Origin of the sequence: Kitasatospora sp. NPDC048298 (genome assembly GCF_043201465.1) — a bacterium.
Classification (GTDB): Bacteria; Actinomycetota; Actinomycetes; order Streptomycetales; family Streptomycetaceae; genus Kitasatospora.
This window is the reverse complement of record NZ_JBICYZ010000037.1, coordinates 78,169-91,830: the sequence shown is the minus strand read 5'-3', so window position 1 is coordinate 91,830 and position 13,662 is coordinate 78,169. Positions and strand designations below refer to the sequence as shown.

The following is a 13,662-nucleotide window of genomic DNA, read 5'->3' as shown; positions in this document are numbered from 1 at the left end:
TCCGACAGGAGGCCGTCCACACCCTCCCGGTCCGTGGTGTGGTCGTCCGCGAAACGACGGTCACCCGTCGCGTCCGGCACGTACTTCACACAGACGACGATCCTCAAGCTCATGAGCGGTTCTCCTGTCACGGGTGCACGGATGCACTGGATCCATGGCCTCAGGCATGCCGAGGGTACTGAGTGCCAAGTCCGGCCCGGGCGCGACCCGCGCACCGCAAGCGCCACCTGGACCGGCAGACCGGGTCGACTCCCGTCGACTGGCGTCAGAGGCTCCACGGAGAGGATACGGCACTCAGTACCCCTCGTAAAGGAACTCAGTACCCTTCCGGAGCCTCCGGGGGGCGGCCGGCGGCGCGGACACGCCCTAGCCTCGCAGGACGACGGCGGCCTCTCCGGTGTGGACCCGGAACGTCATCGATTCCTGGAGGTAGAGGCTGATCGTCTCGGCATCGTGGGAGAGGTAGCCCACCGAGACGTCCTGGCCGAGGAAGAGTTCGAAGTCCCCGCCGCGGGCGGAGAGCAGGTAGGCGCCCTCGATGGCCGGGGCCCAGATGATGTCGCCGTCCAGGAGGCGGGCGATGTGGTTGTGGACCGGGTAGCCGTGGTCGCTGGTCTCGTTGACGGCGGTGAAGGCGGCCGCGCCGAGCAGGAGCGAGTAGGGGCCGCCGACGCCGGCGAGGCGCAGGGCGGTCAGGGCGCGGCTGACGGCCTCCGGGTATTCGCGGACGTCGTCGGGGAGTTGGACCGGGGGGTTGGTGGAGGCGGCGCGGATGCCGTCGATGCCGGCGGCTCGGTAGCCCTCGAAGACGGCGCGGTCCTCGGCCAGGGCGAGCTTGCGCGCCGCGTCCTTGACCGGCTGCCAGTCGGAGTCCCGGGAGCCGCGTTCGACGTCGTCCACGGCGTCGCGGCGGACGGTGAAGGGGACGCGCAGCTCGACCACCGGCTGGACGGCGCGGGCGCGGGCCTCGATGCCGTCCGTCGGGGGGTCGACGGCGGTCAGGTGGCCGGTGCCGACGGCGGCGAGGGTGGCGCCGTCGGGGCCGCTGAGGTCGACCACCCGGCGGCCGGCGATGTGGAGCTTGAAGGTCTGGCGGGCCTCCTCCTCGATCTCCTCCCACGCGGCGGCGGAGATCGGGGCGAGGTCCCGGTGGAGGTTGTCCATGGGCGCGGTCCTGTTCAGGTGGTCTGCTTGAGGCTGCCGATGCCGAGCGAGCCGTCCCCGGGGGTGGGGGCGCAGGCGGTGGAGGGCGGAGGCGGCGGGGAGTCGAGGAGATCGGCGGTCGGCACGAAGAAGAGCCCCCCGGTGACGGCGGTGGAGAAGTCCAGCAGCCGGTCGGTGGTGCCGGGCGGGTTGCCGACGAACATGTTGCGCAGCATCTCCTCCGTCACCCCCGGGTCGGCCGCGTAGCCGATGAAGTAGGTGCCGGCCTCGCCGCCGCGGCCCGCGGAGCCGAAGGTGCCGTACGGCATGTTGAAGCGGACGATCTTCCGCTCCTCGCCGTCCGGCCCGGTGATCACGGTGAGCGCCACGTGCGAGTCGGCGGGCTTGACGTCGTCGGCCAGCTCGATGTCGGTGAGCTTGGTGCGGCCGACCGCACCCTCCTGCTCCTCCACGTTCAGCGCGTTCCACTTGTCCAGGTCGTGCACGTACCGCTGCACGACGACGTAGCTGCCGCCGGTGAACGCCGGGTCCTGCGCGCCGATCAGGGCGGCGTGCTCGGCGGCCCGGCCCTCCGGGTTCTCGGTGCCGTCGACGAAGCCGAGCAGGTCCCGGTCCTCGAAGTACTTGAAGCCCTGGACGGAGTCGACGACGGTGGCCGCGCCGGCAAGCCGTCCGGCGAGTTGCGCGGCCAGCTCGTAGCAGAGGTCCATCCGTTCGGCCCGCAGGTGCAGCAGCAGGTCGCCGGGGGTGGCCGGGGCCCGGTGGCGGGTGCCGGCCACCTCCTGGAAGGGGTGCAGGGCGGCCGGGCGGGGGCCGGTGAAGAGGCGGTCCCAGAGTCCGGAGCCGATACCGGTGACGCAGGTGAGGCCGCCCTCGGGCGCCCGGAAGCCGACCGCGCGGCGCAGTGCGGCGAGTTCGGGCAGCAGCTCGCGGACGGCCGCCTCGCGGCCGGGCTCGACGGTGAGGACCAGGAAGACGGCCGCCGCGGTGAGCGGGGTGAGGACGGGCTGGGGGGTGGGCGGGGGCGGTGCGAGCGACATGGAAGGACTCCGGTCTCCGGGCCTGATCATCCGTACGATTACACCCCGGAGCGGACATTTCGGCACGGTCGGCGGCCCGGGAGGGTGCTTCCCGCGCGGGCGTGCCGCGCTGCCCGAACGGGCGCGCCGAGGGGCGGGCGCGCTTCCTCGCACGCCCGCCCCTCGTTCGGCCCTCGATCGCCCCTCGTTCGACCCTCGATCGCCCTTGGTCGGCCCTCCGGCCCGGGTTCAGACCCGCAGTGCCGCCAGCTGCTCGGCGAACGGCACCACCTGCTCGGGCAGGTCCGGCGCCGCCGGGCCGCGCCCGGCCAGCAGGGCCGCCAGCTCGCCGGCCGCCCGGTCGATCCGCCGCGGCAGGCCGTCGGTGAGCCCGTCCCCCGCCGCGCCCCAGTCGTCGGTGGCCGCGTAGACGGAGGTCGGCAGCACCACCGCGCGCAGGTAGCTGAACAGCGGGCGGACGGCGTGCTCCAGGGCGAGCGAGTGCCGGGGCGTGCCGCCGGTGGCGGCGATCAGCACCGGCTTGCCGGTGAGCGCGTCGTTGTCGATCACGTCGAAGAAGGACTTGAACAGACCGCTGTACGAAGCGGTGAAGATCGGCGTCACCGCGATCAGGGCGTCCGACTCCGTCACCGCCTCGATCGCCGCGCGCAGCCCGGCGCCGGGGAAGCCGGTGACGAAGTTGTTGGCGATCTCCACCGCCAGGTCCCGCAGTTCGACCACGGTGACGTCCACCTCGCGCCCCTCCTGGGCGAGTCGGCGCACGGTCGAGTCGGTGAGCCGGTCGGCCAGCAGCCGCGTCGAGGACGGCTTGCTCAGTCCGGCACTCACCACCACCAGCTTGAACGCGGTCACTTGGCCACCTCCGTCTTCTCGTTCTCCTGCGCGTCCCGGGCCGCGACCAGCGCGGCGTGGGTCGGCCCGTCCGGCACCCCGGCCGGGCGGCCCTTGGCGAACTCCTCGCGCAGCACCGGCACGACCTCCTCGCCGAGCAGGTCCAACTGCTCGAGCACCGTCTTCAGCGGCAGGCCGGCGTGGTCCATCAGGAACAGCTGGCGCTGGTAGTCGCCGAAGGTCTCGCGGAAGGTCAGGGTCTTCTCGATGACCTCCTGCGGGCTGCCCACGGTCAGCGGGGTCTGCTCGGTGAACTCCTCCAGCGAGGGCCCGTGGCCGTACACCGGCGCGTTGTCGAAGTACGGACGGAACTCGCGCACCGCGTCCTGGGAGTTCTTCCGCATGAACACCTGCCCGCCGAGGCCGACGATCGCCTGCTCGGGCGTGCCGTGGCCGTAGTGGGCGTAGCGCTCGCGGTAGAGGTTGATCAGCTTCCGGAAGTGCTCCTTGGGCCAGAAGATGTTGTTCGCGAAGAAGCCGTCACCGTAGTAGGCGGCCTGCTCGGCGATCTCGGGGCTGCGGATCGAGCCGTGCCAGACGAACGGCGCGACGTCGTCCAGCGGGCGCGGGGTGGAGGTGAAGCCCTGCAGCGGGCTGCGGAAGCGGCCCTGCCAGTCCACCACGTCCTCGCGCCACAGCTGGTGCAGCAGCGCGTAGTTCTCGATCGCGAGCGGGATGCCCTGGCGGATGTCCTGGCCGAACCACGGGTAGACCGGGCCGGTGTTGCCGCGGCCCATCATGACGTCCACCCTGCCCTCGGCCAGGTGCTGGAGCATCGCGAAGTCCTCGGCGATCTTCACCGGGTCGTTGGTGGTGATCAGCGTGGTCGAGGTGGAGAGGATGATGCGGTCGGTCTGCGCGGCGATGTAGCCGAGCATGGTGGTCGGGGAGGACGGGACGAACGGCGGGTTGTGGTGCTCGCCGGTCGCGAAGACGTCCAGGCCGACCTCCTCGGCCTTGCGGGCGATGGCCACCATCGCCTTGATCCGCTCGTGCTCCGTCGGGGTGCGGCCGGTGGTGGGGTCGGTCGTCACGTCGCCGACGGAGAAGATTCCGAACTGCATGCTGATCACCACATCCCAGGTAGTAAAACTTTCAACCACCTTAGCACCGGGGTGCGCGCGGCTATTCCCGCCGACTCCCGCCGAAAGATGACTCCCCCGGCTCCCCGACTCCTGCCGAAAGCCGACTCCCGCCGACAATGGAAGACGGGGATCCCTCCGGAAGGACGGCGGACGATGGGTCCGTACATCGCGGTGAGCGCGCTGAGCCACGAGGGCCTGGTGCGGGAGCACAACGAGGACAGCCTCACGGTCGGGCCGTGGACGCTCTGCGCCACCGTGACCACCAACCCGCAGACCCTGCTCTTCCCGCTCGGCCCGCCCTGTGTGATCGCCGTCGCCGACGGCCTGGGCGGCCACCCGGGCGGCGAGGTGGCCAGCGCCCTGGTCGCCCGCCGGCTCGCCGCCGACGGGGGCGCGCTGGACGGCGAGGAGGCCGTCCGTGAGGAGCTCCAGGCCTGCAACCAGGCCGTCTACGCGGCCGCCGCCGAGGAGCCGGGGCTCGCCGCGATGGGCACCACCGTCGCCGGGCTGGTGCTGCTGCCCGGGCAGGCGCTGGCCTTCAACGTCGGCGACAGCCGGGTCTACCGGATCTCCGGGACCGGGCTGCGCCGGGTGAGCGTGGACGACAGCCCCCCGCTGCCGCCCGGACGGCGCATCACCTCGGCGGTCACCCAGACCCTGGGCGGCTCGCTCGGCCTCACCTACGTCGAACCGCACGTCCGGGCCGCGCCGCTGGCCGCCGGGGACCGGTACCTGGTGTGCAGCGACGGCCTGACCGACCCGGTGCCCGACGAGGAGCTGGCCGCGCTGCTGGCGCGGTCCCCCGAGGGGGCGGACCGCTCGGACGGCAAGGCGGCGTTCGAACTGTGGAAGGCGGCCATCGAGGCCGGCGGGCCGGACAACATCACTCTGGCGCTGGTGCGGGTCGGCGCGTAGCCCCTGGGCCGGGGCATGGACCCGCCCCGGACGGGGCGCCGCAGCGCTCCGCCCGGGGCGGTCACCTGTCCAGTTGCCGTTGCCGGCTCAGAATTCGCTCGTGACGCTCACCCCGCTGAAGCCCTGCTGGGCGTAGAGGCTGAAGAAGACGTAGCCGGCCGGCGGGTCCGTGACGGTCAGCGTCTCGGAGTTGTCCGGGTTGGTCGACCGCGCGGTGTTCGCGTCGGTGTAGGCCCAGCCCGCCGGGTTGTAGTAGAGGTCGCCGTTGCCGGTGCCCCCGCTGGTGGTGATCTTCACCTGCTTGGTACCGGCGGGCACCAGCAGGTAGAAGTGCGCGTAGTTGCCCGTGGTCGCGGCGACGTTGCTGCGCGCGCAGTTGGCCGCCAGCTGCCGGGTGTCGGCGCCGGTGCACTCCGGCAGCTGCGGGGTGGGCGGCGTGCCGCCCCCGTCGGTGGCGCAGGCGCCGGCGGCGCACTTGGTGAGCCAGCTGTCGAAGTCGGCGTCGTAGCGGGTGCCGATGGTGGTCTTCAGGATGGCGCGGGCACCGGCCCAGTCACCGGCGCGGTACTTGGCGAGCACCGCGTCCACGTCGGAGCGGTGCTGCTCCAGCATGTAGCGCACGGCCAGGTAGCCCCAGCGGTAGACCCGGTCCTGGTCGCCGTAGGCGGTGTCGAAGAGGTCGCTCAGCTTGTACGTGTGCCGACCGGCCGCCGCGATGGCACCGTCGTTGTTGACCTTGCGGTACGAGTAGGAGACGTACTCGGCGAAGCCCTCCACCCACCAGATGGTCGGGGTGGTCATGCCGGCGTTGAAGTCGCCGTACATGTCGAACCGGCCGTCGAGGTAGTGGGTGTACTCGTGGTTGAGGTTCCAGATCTCGAAGGACGGGCGGGCCCACTCGGCCTCGTAGCAGAGGAAGCGCGGCTGGTTGCCGGCCTTGGCCGGGTCACCCTCCAGGTACATGCCGCCGTTGTTGGTGTCGATGCCGTAGATCGCGGCGGCGAGCACCTGGTAGTCGAGCGAGGAGTGGAAGACCACGACCTCGATCGTGCCGTTGTCGTCGTCCTTGACCGGGCCGCTGTCCTTGGCCACCGCATGGAAGAACGCGTCCTGGCCGGTCAGGCTGGTGCAGGCGGTGGCCAGCTGGGTGGCGTCCAGCGCCTGGGCGATCAGCTTGATGCTCGGGCTGCAGGTGGACGTCACGGTGAGCACGCCGGCCTTGAGCTGGTCGGCCTTGTTGCAGGTGCCGTAGTACGAGCAGTTGCCGCTGTCGTAGTAGTCGACGCCCTCGGCGACCGCGGCCCACTGGTAGACGGTGCGGCCCTTGGGCTCCGACGCGGCGACCAGCCCCTTGGCGAGCGGGCGGACCTTGGCCTGGAGGGCCGTGTCCTTCAGGAAGCGGGTCAGCTCCTTGGTCGCGTTGTAGACCAGCACGCCGTAGGTGTCGCCGAGCAGGGCGTTGTTGCGGGTCGCGAAGTCGGAGAGCGCGTCGAGCACGCTCGGGTCCGCCTCGACGGCCGCGTCGAAGCCGGGCACCTGGTGGCCGCGGAAGAGCACGGTGAACACCGGGTTGACGGCCCATGCCATGCCGGCCGGGTTCCAGGTGTCGGCCTTGTAGTCGCCCAGCAGCCGCTTGACGACCGGCAGGTAGCGGATGTTCTCCTGCGCGCTGTCGATCAGGGTGACGGCCTCGCCCAGGATGGGCGCGTTGCCCGCCACGACGTCGCGCGAGTGCGCGCTGTTGAAGAAGGCGTCCAGGCCGGACTGGATCGCGGTCTTGAGGCCGGCGCCGTACTCGCCGACGTCCTCCTTGTGGTACCACTGCACGAAGTAGCCGGCGCGCAGGTAGAGCACCAGCTGCTCGACGGACGTGCTGTTGTCGCCGGGGTAGCCGGCCGCCGCGTCGCGCAGCGCGTAGGCCACCGTGCTCATCTGCTCCTCACGGAACGCGCCGCGCGCGTCGCCGCCGGTGAGCTGGAAGAGGCTGTTGATGCACTGGATGTCGGCGGCCTTGATGTGCTGGACCAGGTCACTGCCGGTCCGCCCGGTGAAGTCGCCGACGGTACAGGCCTGTTGGGCCGCCGCGCCGAGGCTGAGGGCCTTGGCGGCCGGCCGGACCTCGGCCGGCCGGGTGTCGACCGGGAGCGGGGCGCGCTGGTCGACCGAGGCCAACTGCTGCCCGCTGTCGGCCCGTTCGGCGGCGCCGGTGGCGGGCTGCGGGGCCGGCCCGGTGGGGGCGGGCGCGGGCGCGGCGCCCGGGTCGGGGGTGGCGGGGGCGGCCTGGGACTGCGGGGCGAACAGGCCGATCGCCAGGAACAGGGACAGGAGGAGCGTCAGCAATCGTGCCGGCTGCGGGATTCGCAGCAGCCGTGAAGGACTCACGTGGGGGCCTCCGGGCCGTCGTCGACCGCGAGTTGGGGTGCGGTCGTTGGGGTGTCGAGGACCGTTGGTGACGGCGCCGCGTGGGGGCGGTTCCGTCGGGCACGGTGGGGGATGTGACATGTACCATGGCACATCTCACATGGCCTTGGGAACCCGGGGCGCTGTGCACGGTTTGCGGGGAATTCAGGTGGGGCCGGTGATGACGGTCCGTCAACTGGCCCGCCCCGGGCGGAACGCCGTAGCGCTCCGCCCGGGGCGGTCACCTGTCCGATCTGCCGGTTCGGCTCAGAACTCGCTCGTGACGCTCACCCCGCTGAAGCCCTGCTGGGCGTAGAGGCTGAAGAAGACGTAGCCGGCCTGCGGGTTGTCGACGGTCAGCGTCTCGGAGTTGTCCGGGCCGGCCGAGCGCGTGACGTAGGAGTTGGTGTACGCCCAGCTGCCCGGGTTGTAGTAGAGGTCGCCGTTGCCGGTGCCGCCCTTGCTGGTGATCTTCACCTGCTTGGTGCCGGCGGGCACCAGGACGTAGAAGTGCGCGTAGTTGCCGGTGGTCGCCGCGACGTTGCTGCGCACGCAGTTGGCGTCCAGCTTCCGGACATCACTGCCCGCGCACTCCGGCAGCTGGGGCTGGCCCGGGGTGCCGGTGGCGCAGGCGCCGGCGGCGCACTTGGTGAGCCAGCTGTCGAAGTCGGCGTCGTAGCGGGTGCCGATGGTGGTCTTCAGGATGGCGCGGGCACCGGCCCAGTCACCGGCGCGGTACTTGGCGAGCACCGCGTCCACGTCGGAGCGGTGCTGCTCCAGCATGTAGCGCACGGCCAGGTAGCCCCAGCGGTAGACCCGGTCCTGGTCGCTCTTGGCGTAGACGGTGTCGAACAGCTCGCTCAGCTTGTAGGTGTGCTGCGGGGCCACCGCGATGGCGCCGTCGTTGACGACCTTGCGGTAGGAGTAGGAGACGAACTCCGCGAAGCCCTCCACCCACCAGTCGATCGGCTGGACCTGGCCGGCGTCGTAGTCGCCGTACACGTTGAACCGGCCGTCGAGGTAGTGGGTGTACTCGTGGTTGAGGTTCCAGATCTCGAAGGACGGGCGGGCCCACTCGGCCTCATAGCACAGGAAGCGCGGCTGGTTGCCGACCGTCGCCGGGTCACCCTCCAGGTACATCCCGCCGTTGTTGGTGTTGATGTCGTAGATGACCGCGGCGAGCACCTGGTAGTCGAGCGAGGAGTGGAAGTTCACGACCTCGATCGTGCCGTTGTTGTCGTCCTTGACCGGGCCGCTGTCCTTGGCCACCGCGTGGAAGAACGCGTCCTGCCCGTTCAGGCTGGCGCAGGCGGTGGCCAGCTGGGTGCTGTCCAGCGACTGGGCCAGGATGTTGATGCTCGGGCTGCAGGTGTGCTTCACCGTCAGGTTGGCGGCCTTGAACTTCGCGGGGTCGTCACAGGTGCCGTAGTACGAGCAGTTGTCCTTGTCCCACCACCTCGCCGCGAGCGTCACCGAGCCGCGCTGGTACATGGTGGGGCCGCTCGGGGCGGACTGCTGGGCCAGGGTCCGCGCGTACGGACGCAGCCTGGGCAGCAGCTCCGGGTACTGCATGAAGCGGGTGAGCTCGTTGGTCGCCTCGTAGACCGTCCGCCCGAAGGTGCCGCCGTGCAGGCCCTGGTTGCGGGAGATGAAGGTGTACAGGGCGTCCAGCACGGTCGGGTCGGCCTTGACGGCCGGGAGGAAGTCGGCCTCCCAGTGCCCGGCGAAGAGCTGGGTGAGCACCGGGGTCACCGCGTAGACCATGCCGGTCGGGTTCCAGGTGGCGCTGTCGTAGTCGGTCAGCAGGCGCTTGGCGACCGGCAGGTAGCGGGCGCTGTCCTTGATGCTGTCGATCAGCGTGGCCGCCCGGGCCAGCGGGCCCGCGTTGTCCGCCGTGACGTCCCGCGAACGGGAGTTGGCGAAGAAGGCGTCCAGCGCGGCGCGGGAGGCGTCCTTCAGGCCGTTGCCGTAGGAACCCACCACGTCGGGGTTGTAGAAGTGCACGTAGTAGCCGGCCTGCAGGTAGAGCATCAGCTGCGAGATCGACGCGCTGTTGTTGCCCTGGTAGCTGTTCGCGGCGTCGCGCACCGCGTTCGCCACGGTGATCATCTGCGACTCGCGGAAGGCGTTGGCGGCGTCACCGCGGCCGATCTTGAACAGCGAGTTGACGCAGCCGAGGTCGACGGACTTGATCTGCTGGACCAGCGCGCTGCCGGTCCGGCCGGTGAAGTCGCCGACGTTGCAGGGCGTTGCGGCCGCCGCACCGAGGCCGAGGGCCTTGGCCTGCGGCTGATCGGCCGTCGACTGGCCGGCGAACGGAGTCGTCGGCGGCTGGGGTGCCAGATCCTCCGGGTTGAGCCGCTTGCGGCCGTCCGGCTTCGCCGGGGCGGCGTCGGCACGGCTGTCGCCGATCGCGGGCGGCGGCGCCAGGTGGGCGGGCGCCGTGCCGGCGGGCACGCCGGTGGGGGTCGCCCCGCCGGGGGCGGGGCTGGTGGGCGCGGCCTGGGACTGCGGGGCGAACAGGCCGATCGCCAGGAACAGGGACAGGACGAACGTCAACAGTCTTGCGAACTGCGGGACTCGCAGTAAGCGGTGGCCATTCACGTGGGGGCCTCCGGGCCGTCGATGGCCGCGATGGGGCGCGGCCTGCGGTGGAGCGAGGACCGTCCTCGGCGGCACCGCGTGGGGCGGTTCCGTCGAGGAAGTGGGGATGTGACATGTACCATTGCACACATCACACAACATTGTGAAGACCTTTACCCGAGGTCTACTCATCCGAAATGACGGAAAGGGCACGGCGACGGGTCGTCACCATGCCCTTTCCGTACGGGGAACGGTCGGCTACTTGCGCAGCAGCAGGATCACGCCCGCCGTCACCAGGCCGACCACGACGGCGGCCGCGCCGTACGCCAGGCGGTGCGCCCGCAGCACCGGAAGGAAGCGGTCCACCGCGTAGCGGCCGGGGCCGGTCAGGGCGAGCGCGGCCGCGGCGGCCGTCAGCAGCAGCTCGTACTCGCTGCCCTTCGGGGCGAAGAAGCCGCCGCCCCAGGTGACGGCCAGCGCGTTGACCATCGTGCCGACGATCGCGGCACCGGCCAGCGGGGTCAACAGGCCGACGGCGAGGGCGAGTCCGCCCAGCGTCTCGGTGAGGCCGGCCACCACGGCCATGGCGTGGCCGGCCGGGTAGCCGCTCATGGTGAAGAACTGACCGGTGCCGTCGATGCCACCGCCGCCGAACCAGCCGAACAGCTTCTGACTGCCGTGCGCGGCCATGGTCAGGCCGAGGGCGAGGCGCAGGAGCAGGAGTCCGGCGTCGTAGGCGTGCGGGGAGGTCGTCGCGGGCCCGGCGGTGTCCCGAGCCGGGCTGACGGCAGTGGTGGCGGCAGTGGTGGCGGCGGTCGTGCTCGGGCTGCTGCTCGGCATGCGCGTCTCCATCGGTGTCGATCGGGGTGCGGTCGCCGTCCGGCGCGGCCGGACGCGATTACGGGGTGTGGTGGTGCGGCAGGCGGGGTCGTCACCCGGCGCCATTGTTCAAATTTGAACCGCCGCTCGTTCGACCGTACCCCGAAGTTCGAATTTGAACAACTGACGGTCCGTCGACGACTCGCGGCGCCCGTCCGGGCCGGGGAGGGTGGAGACATGGCCCAGCACAGGCAGCACCGACGAGGAGCCCGGACAGGCACCCCCTACCCCGAGGCGCTGGACGCCTTCGGCGAACGCGTCCGGCTGACCGCCCCCGGCCAGTGGGACTCCCCCACCCCCTGCGACGACTGGTCCGTCCGCGACCTGGTCAACCACCTCACCGGCGAGCAGCTCTGGGTGCCCGAGCTGCTGATGGGCGCCACCATCGGCGAGGTCGGCGGACGCTTCGACGGCGACCTGCTCGGCGACGACCCGCTCACCTCCTGGACCGAGGCCGCCGAGGCCGCCAAGGAGGCCTGGGCCGTCCCGGGCGCCACCGAGCTGACCGTCCACCTCTCCTTCGGCGACACCTCGGGGCAGTACTACCTGGACCAGCTCACCACCGACCTGGTGATCCACTCCTGGGACCTCGCCGAGGGCATCGGGCGGCTCACCCGGCTCCCGGACGGACTCGTCGAGTTCGCGCTCGGCGAGTTCGCCGGATACGGGGACCTCTCCGGCAGCGGGCTCTTCGACCCACCGCTGCCGGTGCCCGAGGACGCCGGCCCGCAGACCCGGCTGCTCGCCCTCACGGGGCGGCGGGACGGAGGGTGACCGGGGCGCCGATGGGTGAGCGGGGGCACCCGTGGGTGAGCGGGTGCCTCTCCGGGCGGGGACGGGGACGGTGGGTGACCGGGGACGTCTCCGGGCGGGCGGCCCGGCGCCGGATACTGGAAGGCGGCGGGGGAAGTCTTCCGTGCGAGAGGCGGGCGGGCCATGAGCCGCAAGCCTGACATCCTCGGCGAGTTCACCGCCGACCACCGGGCGGTCACCGAGCTGCTCGACCGGATCGAGGCCGCACCGGCCGACGACCCCGGGCGCGGCGAGCTGCTGGCCCGGCTGACCGACCTGCTGTTCACCCACTGCGCCGCCGAGGAGGAACACCTCTTCCCGGTGGTACAGCACGACGTGCCCGACGGCGGGGAACTGGTGTTCCGCAGCATCCACGACCACCTGGCGATCGGGCAGTACCTCGCCGACCTCCAGGGCCTCGAACCGGACGACCCGGCCTTCGGCACCCTGCTGCGCGGCCTCGCCGAAACCCTGCGGCGCCACCTGCGCGGCGAGGAGAAGCAGCTCTTCCCCGCCGCCCGCAAGGCCCTGCCCACCGCCGCCCGCACCGCGCTGGGAGACCGGCTGCGGGCGGAGCGGGCCGAGCTGGACGCGCCCTGAGCGCTCCGGACCGGCCGATTCTCCGGCCCGGTCAGTCCTTGGGCCCGGTCAGTCCTTGGGCCCAGTCAGTCCTTGAGGCCGATCAGTCCTTGGGGCTGATCACCGCGAACCGCGCGCCCTCGCGGTCCCGCAGCCGGGCCACCCGCCCGTACGGGGAGTCGAAGGCCGGCCCGATCACCCCTCCGCCCAGCTCCACGGCCCGGGCCAGCGCCCGGTCCGTGTCCGGGACGGCGAAGGACACCTCCCAGTGCGGCGGCATCCCGGCCGGGCCGCCCGCCTGCTCCTTGGCCAGCGCGGCGACGCTGTGGCCCTCGGCCCGCAGCACCACCCGGTCGTGCTCCCAGCGGACGTCGAAGCGCTCCGGGTCACGGCCGTCCCAGCGGAACACCTCGCCGTAGAACAGCGCCGCCGCGAACGGGTCCGGGGTGCGCAGCTCGATCCAGACCGGCGCGCCGAACAGGTCCAGCTTCCGGGCCCGGCCCGGCGGGCCCTCCCAGATGCCGAACACCGCACCCGCCTGGTCCGCCGCGAAGGCCACCCGCCCGGCGTCGAAGGCCAGCGGCCCGACCGCCAGCGTCGCGCCGCGTTCACGCACCGCGTCGGCGGCGGCGTCGGCGCTCTCCGTCCCGAAGTAGCTGGTCCACGCGAGCGGGATCGCCCCGGCGCCGCCGATCCCCAGCCCGGCCACCGCCTCCCCGCCGGTCACCGCGTGCACGTACGGCCCGAAACGGTCCGGCCCGGGCTCGAACTCCCAGCCCAGCAACGGCCCGTAGAACTTCTCGGCGTCCTCCAGGCTCCGGGCCGCCAGGCTCACCCAGCACGGCACGGCCGCCACACAGCGCACCCTGGCGACCTTCTCACCGCTGCCCATCGCGAACCTCCTCCGCCCACCCGACCGCCGGGTCCCTCCCGGCTCCGACGACCCACCGGCCGCCCGGGACGCCCACAGCCTAGGCCGCCACCGGCACCGCCCCGGGGAAGCCATGCCCGGGATCAGCGCACCCAGTTCTCGAGGGCTTCGGTCTCCAGGAAGATGCCCACGGGGTCGGGGAGGCGGACGGTCCTGCCGAAGGGGAGGGTCTGGACGGTCTCGTAGCGGACGCCGTCGGGCTCGCTGTGGACGATGACCTCGGCGGAGTCCCGGTCGATCAGGAGGTAGATCGGGATCCCGGCCTCGGCACAGGCGTGGGGCTTCTCGACGCGATCACGACGGTCGGTGTCGGAGTCGCAGGAGGTGATCACCTCAATATGTCGCAGGTCACAGTGTCGGAGGAAATTCCGGGGACGGATTCCCCGTTTCGGAGTACGTTGGC

At 71.8% G+C, this 13,662-nt stretch carries 11 protein-coding genes and 2 pseudogenes; 3 read left to right on the top strand and 10 right to left on the bottom strand.

The window, feature by feature from the left end:
- The 5 genes and pseudogenes from ACGF0D_RS25870 to ACGF0D_RS25850 form a co-directional block, all read right to left on the bottom strand.
- A pseudogene (locus ACGF0D_RS25870) lies at positions 1-113 on the bottom strand (electron transfer flavoprotein subunit beta); the annotation flags it as partial.
- Between the two features lie 253 nt (positions 114-366).
- Entirely contained in the window at positions 367-1,164 is a 798-nt protein-coding gene (locus ACGF0D_RS25865) for a family 1 encapsulin nanocompartment shell protein (protein WP_392884532.1), read from the bottom strand.
- Between the two features lie 14 nt (positions 1,165-1,178).
- Positions 1,179-2,204: a Dyp-type peroxidase gene (locus tag ACGF0D_RS25860; protein ID WP_392920123.1), complete on the bottom strand. Its 1,026-nt coding sequence runs from the start codon at positions 2,202-2,204 to the stop codon at positions 1,179-1,181.
- 228 nt (positions 2,205-2,432) lie between these two features.
- Complete coding sequence (locus ACGF0D_RS25855; RefSeq protein WP_392920120.1) at positions 2,433-3,056, bottom strand: FMN reductase; 624 nt, start codon at positions 3,054-3,056, stop codon at positions 2,433-2,435.
- On the bottom strand, positions 3,053-4,159 hold the full coding sequence (locus ACGF0D_RS25850; RefSeq protein ID WP_392920118.1) for an LLM class flavin-dependent oxidoreductase: 1,107 nt from the start codon (positions 4,157-4,159) through the stop codon (positions 3,053-3,055). The genes ACGF0D_RS25855 and ACGF0D_RS25850 overlap by 4 nt, the downstream gene beginning before the upstream one ends.
- A gap of 174 nt (positions 4,160-4,333) precedes the next feature.
- Here ACGF0D_RS25850 and ACGF0D_RS25845 point away from each other — a divergent pair, with 174 nt between their 5' ends.
- Complete coding sequence (locus ACGF0D_RS25845; RefSeq protein WP_392920115.1) at positions 4,334-5,095, top strand: PP2C family protein-serine/threonine phosphatase; 762 nt, start codon at positions 4,334-4,336, stop codon at positions 5,093-5,095.
- Positions 5,096-5,182: 87 nt separating this feature from the next.
- On the opposite strand, the gene ACGF0D_RS25840 is transcribed toward ACGF0D_RS25845, so the two are convergent.
- The 3 genes from ACGF0D_RS25840 to ACGF0D_RS25830 all read right to left on the bottom strand — a co-directional run bounded on the left by ACGF0D_RS25840 (position 5,183) and on the right by ACGF0D_RS25830 (position 10,918).
- Positions 5,183-7,477 (bottom strand): M9 family metallopeptidase, encoded by a 2,295-nt coding sequence (locus ACGF0D_RS25840; protein WP_392920113.1) that lies wholly within the window; start codon positions 7,475-7,477, stop codon positions 5,183-5,185.
- 285 nt (positions 7,478-7,762) lie between these two features.
- Positions 7,763-10,054, bottom strand: a complete 2,292-nt coding sequence (locus ACGF0D_RS25835; RefSeq protein WP_392920110.1) for a M9 family metallopeptidase — start codon at positions 10,052-10,054, stop codon at positions 7,763-7,765.
- 282 nt (positions 10,055-10,336) lie between these two features.
- Entirely contained in the window at positions 10,337-10,918 is a 582-nt protein-coding gene (locus ACGF0D_RS25830) for a DoxX family protein (protein ID WP_392884541.1), read from the bottom strand.
- 216 nt (positions 10,919-11,134) lie between these two features.
- On the opposite strand from ACGF0D_RS25830, the gene ACGF0D_RS25825 reads away from it, so the two are divergent.
- Both ACGF0D_RS25825 and ACGF0D_RS25820 read left to right on the top strand, forming a co-directional pair.
- A complete protein-coding gene (locus ACGF0D_RS25825) occupies positions 11,135-11,731 on the top strand; it encodes a TIGR03086 family metal-binding protein (protein WP_392884543.1) in 597 nt (198 codons plus the stop codon).
- A gap of 162 nt (positions 11,732-11,893) precedes the next feature.
- On the top strand, positions 11,894-12,349 hold the full coding sequence (locus ACGF0D_RS25820; RefSeq protein ID WP_392884544.1) for a hemerythrin domain-containing protein: 456 nt from the start codon (positions 11,894-11,896) through the stop codon (positions 12,347-12,349).
- An 82-nt stretch (positions 12,350-12,431) separates the two neighbouring features.
- On the opposite strand, the gene ACGF0D_RS25815 is transcribed toward ACGF0D_RS25820, so the two are convergent.
- Together ACGF0D_RS25815 and ACGF0D_RS25810 are read right to left on the bottom strand one after the other, a co-directional pair.
- The gene (locus ACGF0D_RS25815) at positions 12,432-13,220 is read right to left on the bottom strand and encodes a VOC family protein (protein WP_392884545.1); all 789 of its coding nucleotides are present in this window, start codon (positions 13,218-13,220) and stop codon (positions 12,432-12,434) included.
- Between the two features lie 122 nt (positions 13,221-13,342).
- A pseudogene (locus ACGF0D_RS25810) lies at positions 13,343-13,588 on the bottom strand (Uma2 family endonuclease); the annotation flags it as partial.
- Positions 13,589-13,662: the final 74 nt, after the last annotated feature.